This is a genomic window from Mycetocola tolaasinivorans (assembly GCF_003667565.1).
Classification (GTDB): domain Bacteria; phylum Actinomycetota; class Actinomycetes; order Actinomycetales; family Microbacteriaceae; genus Mycetocola; species Mycetocola tolaasinivorans.
In genome coordinates this window covers 149,037-164,621 of the sequence record NZ_RCUX01000002.1, presented here as the reverse complement: position 1 = coordinate 164,621, position 15,585 = coordinate 149,037, and the positions used below count along the sequence as shown (strand labels likewise).

The 15,585-nt window shown below is 67.5% G+C and carries 16 protein-coding genes; 3 read left to right on the top strand and 13 right to left on the bottom strand.

The genetic code is table 11. The features are described 5' to 3' along the window. Positions 1-129: 129 nt before the first annotated feature. From D9V32_RS02635 to D9V32_RS02625, 3 genes are all read left to right on the top strand, one after another. Complete coding sequence (locus D9V32_RS02635) at positions 130-603, top strand: Lrp/AsnC family transcriptional regulator (RefSeq protein WP_183086143.1); 474 nt, start codon at positions 130-132, stop codon at positions 601-603. Between the two features lie 97 nt (positions 604-700). Beyond that, positions 701-934, top strand: coding sequence for a hypothetical protein (locus D9V32_RS02630; protein ID WP_121647351.1), 234 nt, complete (start codon positions 701-703; stop codon positions 932-934). A gap of 48 nt (positions 935-982) precedes the next feature. Further along, a complete protein-coding gene (locus D9V32_RS02625; RefSeq protein ID WP_121647350.1) occupies positions 983-1,369 on the top strand; it encodes a DUF3054 domain-containing protein in 387 nt (128 codons plus the stop codon). Between the two features lie 66 nt (positions 1,370-1,435). On the opposite strand, the gene D9V32_RS02620 is transcribed toward D9V32_RS02625, so the two are convergent. The 13 genes from D9V32_RS02620 to D9V32_RS02565 form a co-directional block, all read right to left on the bottom strand. After that, on the bottom strand, positions 1,436-1,630 hold the full coding sequence (locus D9V32_RS02620; protein WP_121647349.1) for a hypothetical protein: 195 nt from the start codon (positions 1,628-1,630) through the stop codon (positions 1,436-1,438). A 116-nt stretch (positions 1,631-1,746) separates the two neighbouring features. After that, the gene (locus tag D9V32_RS02615; RefSeq protein ID WP_121647348.1) at positions 1,747-1,998 is read right to left on the bottom strand and encodes a hypothetical protein; all 252 of its coding nucleotides are present in this window, start codon (positions 1,996-1,998) and stop codon (positions 1,747-1,749) included. A gap of 10 nt (positions 1,999-2,008) precedes the next feature. Continuing rightward, positions 2,009-2,167: a hypothetical protein gene (locus tag D9V32_RS16175; RefSeq protein WP_183086142.1), complete on the bottom strand. Its 159-nt coding sequence runs from the start codon at positions 2,165-2,167 to the stop codon at positions 2,009-2,011. Positions 2,168-2,222: 55 nt separating this feature from the next. Beyond that, entirely contained in the window at positions 2,223-5,591 is a 3,369-nt protein-coding gene (locus tag D9V32_RS02610; RefSeq protein ID WP_121647347.1) for an error-prone DNA polymerase, read from the bottom strand. A 26-nt stretch (positions 5,592-5,617) separates the two neighbouring features. Further along, on the bottom strand, positions 5,618-7,234 hold the full coding sequence (locus D9V32_RS02605; RefSeq protein WP_121647346.1) for a Y-family DNA polymerase: 1,617 nt from the start codon (positions 7,232-7,234) through the stop codon (positions 5,618-5,620). 30 nt (positions 7,235-7,264) lie between these two features. After that, a complete protein-coding gene (locus D9V32_RS02600; RefSeq protein ID WP_121647345.1) occupies positions 7,265-8,008 on the bottom strand; it encodes a hypothetical protein in 744 nt (247 codons plus the stop codon). 155 nt (positions 8,009-8,163) lie between these two features. Next, entirely contained in the window at positions 8,164-9,414 is a 1,251-nt protein-coding gene (locus D9V32_RS02595; RefSeq protein WP_121647344.1) for a four-carbon acid sugar kinase family protein, read from the bottom strand. Positions 9,415-9,476: 62 nt separating this feature from the next. After that, positions 9,477-10,397 carry an amidohydrolase family protein gene (locus tag D9V32_RS02590; RefSeq protein ID WP_121647343.1) on the bottom strand — a complete coding sequence of 307 codons (921 nt, stop codon included), beginning with the start codon at positions 10,395-10,397 and terminating at the stop codon, positions 9,477-9,479. Position 10,398: 1 nt separating this feature from the next. Next, a complete protein-coding gene (locus D9V32_RS02585; protein ID WP_183086141.1) occupies positions 10,399-11,664 on the bottom strand; it encodes an MFS transporter in 1,266 nt (421 codons plus the stop codon). Between the two features lie 92 nt (positions 11,665-11,756). Beyond that, positions 11,757-12,746, bottom strand: coding sequence for a 4-hydroxythreonine-4-phosphate dehydrogenase PdxA (locus D9V32_RS02580; protein WP_121647341.1), 990 nt, complete (start codon positions 12,744-12,746; stop codon positions 11,757-11,759). 182 nt (positions 12,747-12,928) lie between these two features. Further along, positions 12,929-13,633: a GntR family transcriptional regulator gene (locus D9V32_RS02575; RefSeq protein ID WP_121647340.1), complete on the bottom strand. Its 705-nt coding sequence runs from the start codon at positions 13,631-13,633 to the stop codon at positions 12,929-12,931. Positions 13,634-13,670: 37 nt separating this feature from the next. Continuing rightward, complete coding sequence (locus D9V32_RS02570; protein WP_121647339.1) at positions 13,671-14,597, bottom strand: aldose 1-epimerase family protein; 927 nt, start codon at positions 14,595-14,597, stop codon at positions 13,671-13,673. 110 nt (positions 14,598-14,707) lie between these two features. Continuing rightward, positions 14,708-15,583: a bifunctional methylenetetrahydrofolate dehydrogenase/methenyltetrahydrofolate cyclohydrolase gene (locus D9V32_RS02565; RefSeq protein WP_121647338.1), complete on the bottom strand. Its 876-nt coding sequence runs from the start codon at positions 15,581-15,583 to the stop codon at positions 14,708-14,710. Positions 15,584-15,585: the final 2 nt, after the last annotated feature.

The following is a 15,585-nucleotide window of genomic DNA, read 5'->3' as shown; positions in this document are numbered from 1 at the left end:
CCAATGCGCGCTCCACTAACTCGGTTATCCCCAGGTTTGGTCGTATTTAACTCGTTCATATCGACGAAGTTTAGACACATGTGCATAAGTCTGTGGAAAACTCGTATTTTCTGCGGATAAGATGTGGATATGGCGCGTTTGGACGAATTAGATACGGCGATTCTGCGGGAATTGCAGCGCGATGCACGACGCACAAATCGTGACGTCGCCGCCGCGGTGGGCATCGCGCCCACCACCGCGCTCGATCGCACCCGCGCACTTCGCGACCGCGGGATCATTCGCGGCGCGCGCCTCGAACTCGACCTCGAGCAGATCGGCCGCCCCGTTCAGGCCATGGTGGCCGTGCGCGTGCGCCCGCCCACGCGCGCCAATATCGAGGGGTTTCGGGAGTGGGCCGCCGCCCTTCCCGAGGTCATCGGGGTGTTTGTCACCAGCGGCACCGAGGATTTTCTCCTCCACGTGGCCGTACCCGATAACGCACACCTGTACGCCTTTGTGATCGATCGTCTAACCGAAAAACCCGAGGTTGCGGACGTGCGCACCTCGATCGTTTACGAGCACCTGAGCAGCCCCGAGATAACACCCGTTATCGACGAGTACTAGCTCTCGCGCGGGGCTAACACCGCCTAAGCACTCGCTTTTCCACGGCGTGGACAAAACAGGTAGTTGCGTACGGCTCGGTGTCCCCTACGATGGTTACATGGCCACTCCCCGACGTCGCGCAACCCCCCTCGGTCTCATCGGTATGGGACTCATGGCAGCGGGTGTTATTGGGCTGATTCTTGGCCTCCTGCAGCCCTGGCGTACGTGCGCCGACGACACCGTCGCCGCGGCCTGCCCCGCCACGAGCCTCGAGCTCGGCCTCATGCTCGGCGCGATGGCGGTCGGCATCGCCGGCTTCGTAGTGATGTTCATCGCCCTGCGTCGCAGCTAGCGCCAGCTCCACCGCGATGGGCCCTCGGCGCGGCTCTAGACTGGGATCATGCGCTTTGGATCCTCCCCCGCCCGTTCGATTGTCTCGGCCGCGGCCCTCGATGCCCTGCTGATCATCGTCTTTGTAATGCTCGGCCGACGCAGCCACGCGGAGGGCAACGATCTGCTGGGGATCCTCGGCACCGCCTGGCCGTTCCTCGCGGGTGCCGCGATCGGCTGGCTGGTCACCCTGGCCTGGCGAAACCCCGTGGCCCTGCGCTGGACCGGCCCGCTGATTTGGCTCTCCACCGTGGTACTCGGCCTGCCGCTGCGGGTGCTCGCGGGCGGCGAGGCACCGCTATCATTTGTGCTCGTGACCGCCGGGGTGCTCGCCCTGTTCCTGATCGGCTGGCGTGCGCTCGCACTGCTCGTCATGATGCGCCGCGCACGCCGCTAGGCACCGTTAACGCACTCGTGGCGGGAGCACTCGGTGCCCCCGCCACGAAGAAATATCCGTGTGCGACTAGTCGCGCAGCTTTTCCTTGGCCTCGTTGCGGGCCCTGACCGACTCGGCCTCGGCTTCGGCCTTCTTGACCTCGGCATCGGCCTTGACCTCGTCGACCTTGTCCTTTGCCTGGTCTACCAGGTCGTGTGCGGCACGCGATACCTTTTCGGCACCGGCTTCGATGGTTTCCTTGGCGTCTTCGATGAATCCCATAATTCCTCCTCGAGCTAGTGAATAACCTGCGTTATCAGTCTTACCGATTCCACCTGAAAAACCAATGGATAAACAAAAATGACGACCGTTCCCGAGGGAATGATCGTCATTTGAGGTTATGCCCGGGCCGAACCCAGGGTGAATCCGTGTCGCAGCCTTAACACCACGCCCACCGCGTGCACCAGGATGGCCAGGGCAAGAACGCCCAGCCCCCAGAACGCACCACCGGCGTCGAGCCGATACGCGGCAAAAACGATGAGGGTGATCGCGGTCACAAACCCCAGGATCCCCGCCACCGAGCACACGCGTGACAGCACCGTGGCGTCCCCGGCAACCGCCTCGGAACGCCCGAACTTGAGAACGGTCACCGTTCTCCCGCTAGCGCCTCCGCAGCATGTGGAAGGGGATCGCGATGCTCAGCGAAATCGCGAGAATTCCGGAGAAGAAGACGAGCGCGTGGAAGTCCTCAACCTGGAAAGCCAGACCGAACAGGTAGATTCCACCAAGGAAAAGAACCAGTGCAATTACAAAGATCATGCTGACAGTCTACCGAGGGAGCGCCCAGAATCTCGATTCGAGGCCAATCACCCTGCTATTGGAAGTCTCTCGATCGGGTGCGAACCGCGAGATCCAGTGGCTCCGCGCCATCCGCAACCACGTTGATAATGCCCTCCGGGCTGCGCTCCAGAATGCCGCGAATCACCAGCGCGGGCGACTCCCGCAGCACCCGCCGGTAGCGATTCCACAGGCCCACGCTACAGATCACGTTGATCATGCCGTCCTCATCCTCGAGATTCACAAACGTGATGCCGGAGGCCGTGGCCGGCCGTTGGCGGTGCACCACGACCCCGGCCACGCGCACCCGGCGTCCAGACTCGGCATCACGCAGGGCCGCAGATCCGAGGATATCCCGCGCGCTCAGCGCACCGCGTAGCCCGGCGAGCGGGTGATCATCGGTCGAGATTCCGGTGGCCCAGAGGTCGGCGGCGAGGGTCTCCTGCGCATCCAGCATCGCAAACAGGGGCGGCTGTACCGTGACCGCGGATCCGGCCAGCTGATTCGGGCTCTCCCGCGAGGCCGGGCCCGCCTGCCAGAGCGCCTGCCGACGCGAGGTTCCCAGGCCATCGCAGGCCCCCGAGGTGGCGAGCGCTTCGAGCTGCGCGGAGGACAGCCCGGTGCGACGGCCGAGATCGTCCATGCCGGTGTACTCGCCCCCGCGCTCGCGCTCGGCCACGATCCGGGCGGCAGCCTCCGCCCCGATTCCGGTGATTCCGGCGAGGCCCAGCCGCACCGCGAATCCCGCATCGCGGCGATGCTCGTGGTCGAGGTTCGGCCCGGCCGGGTCGAATGGACCCGGGCTCTCGGCCGGGGTGTGCAGGCAGGCATCCATGCCGCTGTGCCGGGTATCCACGGTGGCGAGGGGTTCCAGACCGGCGTCCACCCCCGAGCGATGGAGATCCGGACGCAGGGTCTGCACGCCGTGCCGGGTCGCATCGGCCACGAGCGTGTGCGGGGCGTAAAACCCCATCGGCTGCGCGCGCAGCAGCGCGGCGAGGAACGCTCCCGGATAGTGCAGGCGCAGCCAGGCGCTCGCGTAGACGATCAGCGCGAAGCTGATCGAGTGGCTCTCGGCAAAACCGAAGTTTGAAAAGGCCTCGATGCGCTCGTAGATGTTGTCGGCCTCGGCCCCGACGATGCCGTTTTCCGCCATGCCCGCGTACAGCTTTTCGCGCAGGGTCGCGATCTTCTCCCGGCCGCGCTTGGAACCCATCGCGCGGCGCAGGAGGTCGGCGTCCTCGGCGTCGCAACCACCCACGGCCATCGCCATCTGCATGAGCTGCTCCTGAAACAGCGGGATGCCCAGGGTGCGTTCGAGCACCGGTTCGAGGCTCGGGTGCAGGTAGGTCACCGGTTCCTGCCCCATCCGGCGCCGAATATACGGGTGCACCGCGCCCCCCTGGATGGGCCCGGGACGCACCAGCGCCACCTCGATCACCAGGTCATAGAACGTGCGTGGACGCAGCCGCGGGAGCATCCCGAGCTGCGCGCGTGACTCCACCTGGAAGACCCCCACGGCGTCGGCCCGACACAGCTGGTCGTAGACCCCGGCCTCCTCCTTGGGGAGCGAGTGGAGATCCCAGTGCTCGCCGGTGTGCGCCTCCACCAGGTCGAAGCAGTGCTGGATGGCGGCGAGCATGCCGAGGCCCAGCAGGTCGAATTTGACCAGCCCCATCCAGGCGCAGTCGTCCTTGTCCCACTGCAGGACCGTGCGGCCGTCCATCCGGCCGTGTTCGATCGGGCAGACCTCCCCCACCGGGCGATCGGTCAGCACCATGCCACCCGAGTGGATGCCCAGGTGCCGGGGAAAGCCCAGCAGCTCGGTACTCAGCTCGCGGAGCGGTTCGGGGATCTCCGGATCCTCGGCGAGCGCGCTGCCGCGCTCGATCCGCTTGGACCAGGCATCCTGCTGCCCGGGCGTATACCCCAGTGCCTTGGCCATGTCTCGGATTGCCGCCTTGGGCCGGTAGGTGATGACGTTGGCCACCTGAGCCGCGTTGAATCGTCCGTAGCGCTCGTACACGTACTGGATGACCTCCTCTCGGCGGTCGGCGTCGAAGTCCACGTCGATGTCCGGCTCCTCGGCGCGCAGGCTGGAGAGGAAGCGCTCAAAGGGCAGGCCATAGGCGATGGAGTCGACCGCGGTGATCTCCAGCAGATAGCACACGGCCGAGTTGGCGGCCGATCCGCGCCCCTGACAGAGGATGCCGCGCGAGCGCGCAAACCGCACGATGTCGTGCACGATGAGGAAGTAGCCGGGGAAGTCCTTCTGTTCGATCACCGCGAGCTCGCGGGTGATGCGGTCGCGGTCGCTCTCGCTCATATTCGGGTACAGCTTCGCGGCTCCGCGCCAGGTGAGCTCGCGCAGCCAGCTCATCGGGGTGTGGCCCTCGGGCACCTCCTGCCGGGGCAGCCGGGGCCGGGCCGAGCGCAGCCGGAATCCGATCTCCTCGGCCACCGTCACGGTGTGTGCGGCGGCCCCCGGATACCGGGCGAAGCGCGCGTGCATCTCGGCCGGGGAGCGCAGGTACGCACCGCCCGCGGCGGGCAGCCAGCCGGCGTGGGCGTCAATGCTGGTGCGGGCGCGCACCGCGGCGAGTGCGCGGGCGAGGCGGCGGCGATCCGGCGCGGCCGCGTGGGCCGCGGTGGTGGCCACGATCGGCAGACCGCGCTCACGGGCGAGGCTCGCGAGGGCGTCATTGCGGGTGCTGTCGCGCGGATCGCCCAGGTCGGTGAGTTCCACCAGCACGTTCTCCGCTCCGAAGCGCTCCTCCAGCAGGATCAGCTCGGTCCGGGCGGCGTCCAGCCCCGCGGTCTCCAGGGCCGACCGCACCGGCCCCTTGCGGCAGCCGGTGAGCGCGATCACCCGGCCGCGCAGGCGGTCTGCGAGCACATCGGGATCGTAGCGGGGCGCGCCCTTTTCGGCCTCGGGAGCGAGCTGTCCACGGGTGATCGCCCCGGCGAGCGCGTGGTATCCCTCGATCCCCCGGGCGAGCAGCAGCAGGTGCTGGCCGGCCGGATCGGGCACCCCGTTCTGTGGGGCATCCAACCCCAGGGTCAGTTCGGCTCCAAACATCGTGCGCAGATCGGGGTGCTTCTCGGCGGCCTCGGCCAGCCGCACCGCACCGTAGAAGCCGTTGTGGTCGGTGAGCGCGAGACCGTGCAGGCCCAGCCGCACCGCCTCGGTGACGAGCTCGTCGGGGCCGGATGCGCCGTCCAGAAAGCTGAAGTTTGAGTGCGCGTGCAGCTCGGCGTATCCCGGGCCCTCCGCTTGCTCGGGGGTCTCCGCGTGCGTCTCGCGCGGTGCGTCCGGGCTCTCCGACGGCACGGTCTCGGCGGCACGACGGCCGCTGAGCCGACGCTCAAACTCCGACCACGGAATCGGCGGATTCGAGAATCCCATCTCGCGCTCCTTCCCTACTGTTTCGTCTAGTCATAGCGAGCCTCCGCCCACCACTCGCCCCGATCGCGACGCACCAGCCAGCCGTGGCCGCGTTCATCCAGCAGTTGGAAGCGATCCACCCGGTCGGCGGTGGTGCCGGTGATCACCGGCCAGGGGCCCGCCCATGCGCGCACCTCGGAGTCCACCCCGCCCGGGGCAATGCGCGGCAGCGGGGGGATCTGCAGGCGACGCGGCGGAGCGCTGAGCACGTCGCGGTCGCTAATGGCCACGCTCTCCCCCGCCGCATCGATCACCCGCGCCGGCATCGGTTCGGGCAGCACGGTCTGGGGTGGCGCTCCGGGCAGACTCCCGGGCCAGGGGCCGGCGGGGTCGGTGCGTGGATCGCGCTCTCCCCAGGGCACCAGGCTCTGGCGTTCGCGGGGTTCGCGACCCGCACCGATCCGCGCCGTCAGGACGCCATCGTGCCCCACCATGCCCTGTAACCGGGTAAGCCCGTTATACACGCGGGTGTCCGGGCCGCCGCCCCAGAGCCCGGGTTCCTGCGTACTCATCGCGGCGAGGGTTTCGGGAATCACCCGGATCAGCGCCACCGGTTCGGCCAGCGCCGCCTCGATGGCTCCGGCACCCTGCAGCTGCCAGCGCACGCGATCCACGACGTCGCCCGCATCGAGGTGTCGCGGGTGCAGCCAGCTGCGGGCGCTACGGCCCCCGCGATCACCGATAATCTCGATCCGCACCGCACTCACCACGAGTGCGTGCTCGGCGAGCCCCGCGAGGAAGCGATCGGCGGATGCACGGAACCCGAAGGCGGCCTGGTCGGCTCGCTCCAGCGGCGGATCGAACTCCCGCTCCACCGCGAGCTCGGCCGGCGGCACCCGGGGGCGCACCCGGCGTGGGTCCTCCCCGGAGGCGATCCGGTGCGCCTGCTCCCCGGCCGCGCCGAACCGATCGCGCACCGAGGCCGCGGGCAGCGCGGCCAGTTCGCCGAGCCGGTGCACGCCAAGGCGAGCCAGGACGCGGGAGAGTTCGGGCTCACCGAGCGTTGTCACGGGCATCGGGGCAAGGAAGCGGGCGGAGCACCCGGCCGGGATAAGGAGCAGGGCATCTGCTTCGGTGCCCGTCACAGAGGCGAGAAGCTCCGTAGATTCCGATTCCGGCATCTCCACGGGAACCGCCCGATACGCGGCCTGCTGCGCGGCAAAGACGCCGTCGGCCGCGCCGATCCGCACGGCGGAACCGGTCGGGATAACCTCCGCAGCGCGCAGTGCTCTCGTCAGTGCCTCGGCCGCCGCCGCCTCGCTCCCGTAGTACCGGGCGGGGCCGCGTCCGGGCACCAGGCAGAGCCCCGGCCGCACCTGCTGAATGCTCGGGACGATCCCCTCCAACACGCGAATCAGCGGCTCGAATCGGCGGTGATCCGCATCCTCCCGATACGGCACAAACACGGCGTTCGCCGCACGCTCCTGTGCCTCTCGAATCCTGAGCCCCCGCCGCACGCCCAGCGCCCGCGCTACCGCGTTCGCTGCGAACACCTCACCGCGCGCGGTGAGCACCACCGGCACGTCCGAGGCGATCCCCTCATCCTCGGCGGCGGTGAGCACGCCCCAGTCCGGCATCCACAGCGCCAACACCCGCTCACTCATCAGCGCACCCCTCACCCGTAAGTAGCACCATCAGCCAACTCCGGCCAGAGTGCGTTCGGGCCGGGGCACCGCGCGGATCCGCGGGGTCGGCGCCGTGAGGCCGCCGCTCTCGGCGAGGGTCAGTGATCCACGGCGCAGGCGTCCGGCACGATCGGTGGAGTCCACCCGCAGCTCGCGCGCCCCCAGATACCCAAATCCCGCCCCGATGCCGTCCCAGCTGCCCGCGGTACTGCGCAGCTCGGCGTCGCTCCCGGGCCAGGTTCCGAGCGTCACGAGCATCGCCGCGCGCTGATGCAGGCGGGCGGTGAGCCGGGCGCGATCCGAGGTACTCAGGTGCGGGGCAGGCCCGGTGATGATCACGGTCACCACATCGGCGAGCGCCGCCACCACCTCGAGCCAGTGCGCGCCGGGGGTCGGCACCACCACGAGCCGGTCGAGGTTGATCCCCACCCGTTCGGCGGCCTCAATTCCAAACGTGGGGAGGTCCACCACCGCGCTCCAGGAGCCGGCCCCGCTCGGTCCGGCGGCGAGCGCCATCGCCAGTACCGGCGCATCCGGCACCGCGTACACCCCGCCCGCGCGCAGCACTCCGCCGGGGAGCAGATCGACCAGAACGGGCAGCGTCGGTAGTGGCTGAGACTCTAGTTCGGTGCGCTGCATCCCCCGGATGCGCTCACGCAGCGCCGCCACGGTGCCAGCCCGTTCGGCGGCACCAGAATCGGCGCCGAGTCCCGAGGGCCCGGCGCCCACACGAGAGGAGAACGCGAGCGACATGCGTTAATATTCGAACATGTGTTCGATTAAGTCAATTACACTCGGCATGTCTTGTCAGACCATACATGCCCCGGTTTTTGACGCACAAAAACGCATGTGGGCCGCGAAAATCCAAAGATTTCCACGGCCCACACGAGCGGTTTGTAACTAGACGTCTAGTGCGCGGCGAGCGAATCCAAGACCCGCTTCAGGGTGTCCGCATCCCCCACGTTTCCCGGCACCACAACGTAGGGGCGCGAGCGGCCGTCCGCCCCCTCCAGCAGCCACACCGAAACCCCCGGCAGGATCTGCCCACTCACCAGCGCCGAGGTCGCACCAATACCGATCCGAGCGGTGTCGGCGGAGGTGATTCCACCCTTGGAGACGATCACATCGCTCTCCGGTAGCAGCGCTCGCACGGCCGTCGTCAGCGCGGCCATGACGCGTTCACCATGGTCGAGGGTGTTGTGTTCGGCGGAGCGCACGCGTTCGGTGGTCACCGCGGTAAACCCGCGATCCACGAGGCTTCCCCGGGCGGCATCCGCCGCAATCAGCCCGGCAGCACTCGGATCCTCCAGCGCGGTGGCGGTGGGAATCACCGTGGCCACACCGTATTCTCGCTCAACCTCGGCCAGCTGAGCCGTCGCGCCGATCGTGTGGGAGCCGCACACGAGCAGCACCCGTCCACGCTGCGCCAGCAGCGGGGTCGAGAGAAGGCCCGCGCTGTGCACCCCGGCCAGTTCGGCGGCCAGCGGCGCGGCCGAACGCACCACGACCCGGGCGGCACCCGCTCGGCGAGTAGCCTCCTCGATCGCCTCGGCGATGAGCACGATGTCCTCATTTGTCTCCACATCGGGCAGGATCACGCTGCGCGGCGCTGCGGTCAGGAGCACGTCGGCCAACTCCCCGGCACGGACCCGCTCGCTCGAAATACGGATCGCCGGCCGATCAGACTTCTCGGCCACGTACTCGGCAAGCACCGAGCTGCGAAACGGAAACACCGGATCGTTGGCAAACTCGGTCTCATGGGCCGGAACATCACGCCCGCCGATACGGACAAGATGCGTCCCCTCACGGGTTACCCGGCCACCGTCCGGGAACGCCGGGGCAAACAGCACCACCGAGTCCGGCTCACAAAACACCTCGGTTTCGGCGAACACGTGCCCGCGCAGGGTCGAATCGCCCCGCAGGACAAAGCGCACCTCCTCGCCCAGGCGAGCGGCCGCGGCCCGCGCTTCGGAACGAATCCGTTCGAGCAGCGCCACCGCGCTCTCCTCGTTAATCGCGCGGCTGTTTGTCAGCACGTAGACGCTGTTGGACTGACTCAGCGCCGCCTCCAACAGGTCCACACTCGTTTCCAGCAGCACCCGCACGTTGGTCGCGGACTGGGTGCCGGTCGGGTCGTCGTCGAGTACGACGGTCTTCATGATTCCTCCTGGAATAGCGGGGTTCCGGGATGCGTGCATCCCGGAACCCCGGACGTGTGGTGCTATGCGCCGAGATCGGCGGGCAGCCGATACGCACGGATCGCGTTGTCGATAAAGGCAGCGCGCTGTTCGTCCGCGGACCATCCGCGCGCGATCTCCGCAAAACCGGTGAATATCTCGTGATACCCGCCCACGAGCGAGTCGACCGGGAAATTACTGGCAAACATAATCCGGTCCGGCCCGAAGATATCGGCGGTGGTCTGCACCACCTCGCGATTATTTTCCGCGCTCCAGGGCACACCGGGGAGCCCGATTCCGGAGATCTTGATCAGTACGTTTTCGTGCCGAGCCATGAGTCGCAGTGCCTCAGCCCAGCCGCGCAGCCCCTCGGGGCTGCGATCAGAGGGAAGCCCGGTGTGATTGATCGTGATCTGGGTCTCCGGGAAGTCCGCGGCCAGCCGGGACGCCTCATGCATGTGCCACCAGGCCACCTGCAGCTCGAAGTCGAGGCCGTAGGTGTCGAGCAGGGCGAATCCTCGCCGCCACTGGGGGTCCTCCATCAGCGTCGGTTCGCTCGCCGCCAAGGCGGGGCTCGCCGCCTGGCCGGGCTTGTTCCGCACACCGCGCACAAACGGGCGACCACCGAGCTCTTCGAGGACCGCCTCGATTGCCGGATCCCGAAGCACGGCGTGTGCGATGGCGGCGGTGGGGAGCCCATATCGGCGGGCAATGTCCTCGGTGTAGTCCATCTCGCCGATCGGGTCATCCAGATCCCACTCGGTCTCCATGGTCACGGTGCCCACGAGGTTCAAGCCGGCAGCGTCCTCACGCAGTTGCGGCGGAAGATAGGTGCGCTTGATCGACTCATAGGAACCGTAGCGGAACGCAATGGCAGCCTCCGGAAGCAGCCAAGGCTGTCTGCCTAGCTCGGGCTCCCAGAAGTGGTGGTGGGCATCAACGATCGGCCCCTGATACAGCGCCATGCTAGGCCTCCACGGTCTGGCGCATCCGTGCCAGCGGACGGTTGAAGTTGATGGTCATCGATCCCAGCAGGTAGAGGGCCGCGGCCGCAGCGAGGAAGACAAACGCTCCGGTGTAGCTGCCACCACCGGCGAGAATCGCGTATCCCATGATGACCGGTGCCAGGCCACCGCCCGCGCTGGAGGCGATGTTCATCACGCTGCCCACCTTGCCCACCTGGGGCTTGGGAGCGAGCCAGGCCGGGAAGGCCCAGTAGACGCCACCGAACTGCACAAAGAAGACCGCGAGCCCGAGGGAGACCAGAGCCAGGTAGCCGTTGTCGATGAAGGGCAGGGTGAGGATCGAGGCCACGGTACCCAGACCGGAGATCGCGAGGATCGTCTTCATCACGCCGTTGTAGTTGGTGGTGCGGGCACGGAACTTATCGGTGGCCCAGCCGGCAATCAGCTGACCAAAGACTCCCATGCCATACACCGCGAAGGTGCCCCAGCCCAGGCCGGCGAGGTCGAAGCCCATCGCGCTGGAGAGGTAGGACGGGGTCCAGGAGATGATGCCCCACCACACGGTCGCCCAGCCCAGACGGCCAAGCCACAGACCCCAGAACGATGAGGAGCGGGCGTAATCGGCCAGGCGGGGCAGCACTCCACCCAGGGCCTTATCGGCCACGTCGACGTCACTGCGAATGTGTGCCAGCTCGGCTTCGTTGACCCCGGGGTGCTCCTCCGGGGTGTCGCGAAGATAGAAGTAGTAGGCCACGGCGACCAGGATCGTCAGGGCACCGGTGAGGATGAAGGCCATCCGCCAACCGCCGGTGAATCCGATCAGCGCGGTGACGATGATACCGCCGAGCGCGGAGCCGGCCGGGGTCGCCGCATCGATGAAGGTCGCGCCGCGGGCGCGCTCCTTGGAGGGTAGCCAACGGGAGTTCAGCTTGGCCGCGGCGGGGAATACCGGAGCCTCGGTGGCACCGAGTCCAAGGCGGGTTGCACCCAGGAAAATGCCGCTGGTGGCGAGACCGCCGAGGAGCTGGAATCCGCCCCAGACCGCGCCGGCCCAACCCACAACCTTGCGGGCACCGAAGCGGTCGAGCAGCCAGCCGCCGGGGATTTGGAACAGCAGGTAGGTCCAGAAGAACGACCCGAGCAGCCAGCCCTGCACGGCTGGAGTGAGCTCAAACTCCTCGCTGATCAGCGGCATCGCGATGGAGAGTGCCGCGCGGTCAATAAAGTTCAGCAGCACCAGGATCCAGAGGACCCCGAAGATCTTCAACCGAATTTTGGACTGTTTTGGGGGAATCGAATGGGACATCAAACCGACCTCATTGTCTTGGGTGTCTACGAAGGGGGAAGGGGGAGAAAAAACTAGTCGTTCAGGCGACGGGAGGCGACCGAAACCGCAATGTCGAAGGCGTGCTCGGTGGAGCGAGTGTTCGCGATTCCCTGGCCGACGATTTCGAAAGCGGTGCCGTGGGCCGGGGTGGTGATCGCGACCGGCAGTCCGCCGGAAATGGTGACGCCACCGTCAAAACCGATGAGCTTCATCGCGATCTGGCCCTGGTCGTGGTACATCGTGACCACGCCGTTGAAGTCGCCCCGCTTGGCGGCGAGGAAGATGGTGTCGGAGGGGAACGGTCCGCTGACGTTGATGCCGGTGGCGCGGGCGGCCTCGATTCCGGGGGCGATGTGGTCGATCTCCTCGCGGCCGAAATTGCCGTTTTCGCCGGCGTGCGGGTTGAGCGCGCACACGCCGATCTTCGGGGTGAGCCCGGCGTCTACAAGCACGGTGTTCAGCAGCTCGATCGCGGCCGTGACGTTCGGTGCGGTGATGCGTTCGGCAACCCCGCTCAGCGGAATGTGCGAGGTGACGCGGGCCGTCCACAGGCCGTCCAAGACGTTGAGCTCGGAGGTGGTGCCCTCGAATTCGAGGTGCTTTGCGAACCAGCGCAGCTCGTCGTCCTCGTGCATTCCGGCGAGGTGCAGGCTGGTCTTGTTGAGCGGGGTAAAGACGATGGCTCCCACGCGCCCCTCCTTAACCAGGGCGAGCGCGCGCTCCAGCTGGTGCATGGCGCGCGCACCGGCGGCGACGCTCACCTGGCCCACCGGGATCTCCTCGGCCGGAGCACTGTTGTCATCCAGCAGGATGGCGGCTCCGGGGGTGGGCTCATCGCTCAGCGGAACCAGTGGGAGGCGAGCGTCGGCGAAGGCGCGCTCAAGCTCGGCGCGATCGGCGAGAATGTACACCTCAACGGCGTCCAGGATGCCGGGGCGGGAGATAACCTTGGCGGCCAGCTCGGGGCCGATTCCGGCCGGGTCTCCGAGGGTGAGCGCGATGCGGGGGCGTGCGGTCGTCATGGGGCGAGACTCCTTTGTGTCTGAATCCCAGGGGTAAGCGGGTACGCGAGTACCCCGAGGATCCCTGGCCTATTTCCTATAGGATAGACGATAAAGAAGAATCGTGTCAAACCTCGTGTTTGGCCCTCACCCCGGGTTCCCGGGCCTCATTCCCGGCCCAGAGGAGGCCCGCACCGCACCCGCTAGTGGGTGTCGATCGCCTCACGGTCATGGTGGGCGCGAGACTTCACGCTCTCGATGTGCTCGGTCATGCGCTGCTGCGCGGCCTGAGCGTCGCCCCGCTGCAGCGCCTCCAGAATGTCTCGGTGCTCACGCGCGGCAAAGGCGGCATCCGTCGCCCCAAGCGCGCCAAAGAGACGGAATCGCTGCACGTGACCACCGAGGGACTCATAGGCCGTCTGCAGGAATCGGTTCTCCGACTGCTCCGCGATCAGGTTGTGGAAGTGCGCATCGGACTCCCAGTAGCGGTGCACCTCGGTATCGCGTCCGGACTCGGCGAAGGCTTCCAGCTCGGTAATCGTCGCGGCAAGCTCCGCCAGGAACTCCGGGGTTGTCCGACCGGCAGCAAAGCGGGCGGTGGCCGGTTCGACCACCGCGCGCGCATCCATCAGATCCGCGAGCTCCTGATCGGTAAAGAGCGGGGCCACCCGGTATCCGCGCAGCGCGGCCCGGGTCACGAGGCCGGTGGATTCCAGCCGGGCGAGGGCCTCCCGAATGGGCGTTTGCGAGACCGCGAGGTCCCGCGCCAACTCATCGATGTTGAGTGGGGCTCCGGCGGAGACCTCACCATCGATCAGTCGCGAGAGGATGATGTCGTAGACACCGTCCGCGAGGGACACCCGCACGGGCTTTGTACGTGCGGGAACGCGGCTGGATCGGGACGGCATTTAATTAGTATGGCACGCAGGCCCGGGCCCGCCGCCGCTACCGCGCGGTGAAGCCCTCCGCGCGAATGCCCCAGCTGACGCTCCAGGTGTCTCCCGGGGCGATCCATTCGAGGCCGATGCCGCTGTTCAGGGCGTTGGCGGGGGCGGTCATCGGCTCGATCGCCACGACGGCGTTTTCACCCGGGTAGCGGGTGGGGTTGAAGACCTGCCAGGTGCCGAAGCGCTCCTCGCCCCAGATGGAAACGGTGCGGCCGGCCGGGTCGGCGAGGGTGTGGGTACTCACGCCGTCCACGATGAGCGGGGCTGCGAAGCCGTGATCGAGCACCACCGAGTCCAGCGCGACGCCGTGGCGCAGATCGTTGCCCTCGCCCACGGGAACCTCGTTCTGCGGAATCTGGTGGTGATTGACCTCCCAGACCGTGTCGCAGGCCACGGTGAGGGTCAGGTCCGAGGCGGGCACGCCGCCGATGGTGAGGTACGGGTGCGACCCCACGCCGGCGGGTGCGGGAGTATCCGAGCGGTTGGTGAGGCGATGGGTGACGGTGAGGCCACGCTCGTCGAGCACGTAGTCCACCTCGGTATCGAGGTAGAACGGGTAGCCGTGCTGCGGGAAGACCGTCGCGGCCAGACGGATCGAGTTCGCGGTCTGTTCCAGCACCGTATACGGGGTGAAGCGCAGGAGACCGTGAATCGCGTTTGACTGCGCGGGCTCGGTCACATCCAGCTGCTGCACCTCGCCGTCGAGTACCCAGCGGGCGTCCTCGACACGGTTGGGCCAGGGGGCCAGCACGATACCCGAGGCCATCGGCCGGGGCTGGGTGACGTCGTAGGGGGCGAGCACGTCCACGCCGTTGGCGGTGAGCACCCGCAGGCCCGCGGCCACCTCGGTGATTTCGGCGTGCAGGGCGAGGCCATCCTGCTCATGGGCGAGCGTGAAGCTCTGACCGTTGGGGGCTGCGTGCATCGTGTTTCTAAACCTCCTCGACGGCGACCATATGCCGCCATTTCGACAATAGCGCCAAAGCAGACCGCCCCGCGATCCAAACGATCGCGGGGCGGTCAATGTGAGAGAAGTTACAGCCGCTCGGCCGCCTCCACCACGTTCTTCAGCAGCAGCGCACGGGTCATCGGGCCCACGCCGCCGGGGTTGGGCGACAGGAAACCGGCAACCTCGGCCACGGCCGGGTCGATGTCTCCGGAGAGCTTGGCCTTGCCAGACTCGGTGGTGCCCACGCGGGTCACACCCACGTCGAGCACCGCGGCACCGGGCTTGATCCACTCGGGCTTGACCAGGTGCGGCACACCCACTGCGGCCACCACGATGTCCGCCCGGGATACCTCGGACGCGAGGTCCGGGGTGCGCGAGTGGGTCAGGGTGACGGTTGCGTCGATGCCCTTGCGGGTCAGCAGGAGGCCCAGGGGACGACCCACGGTGATGCCGCGGCCGATCACGGCCACGTGCTTTCCGGGGATCGAGACACCGCTGCGCTCCAGCAGCTCGATGATGCCAGCCGGGGTGCAGGGCAGCGGCGAATCCAGTTCGCCGCCCACGCCGAGCACCAGCTTGCCGAGGTTGGTCGGGTGCAGGCCGTCGGCGTCCTTGGCGGGGTCGATCAGCTCGAGCATCTCGTTTTCGTTGATGCCCTTCGGCAGCGGCAGCTGCACGATGTACCCGGTGACGGCGGGGTTCTCGTTCAGGTCACGGATGGCCTGACGGATCTCCTCGGCGCTCGCGGTTTCGGGCAGATCCACACGGATCGACTCGATCCCAACCTCGGCGCAGTCGCGGTGCTTACCCGCCACATACGAGCGCGAGGCACCGTCTTCACCAACCAGCAGCGTGCCGAGCCCGGGAACGATGCCGCGCTCACGCAGGGCGTCGATCCGGGTACGCAGCTCATCCTTGATGGCACTCGCCGCGGCGAGACCATCAAGCTTCTGTGCGGTCATGC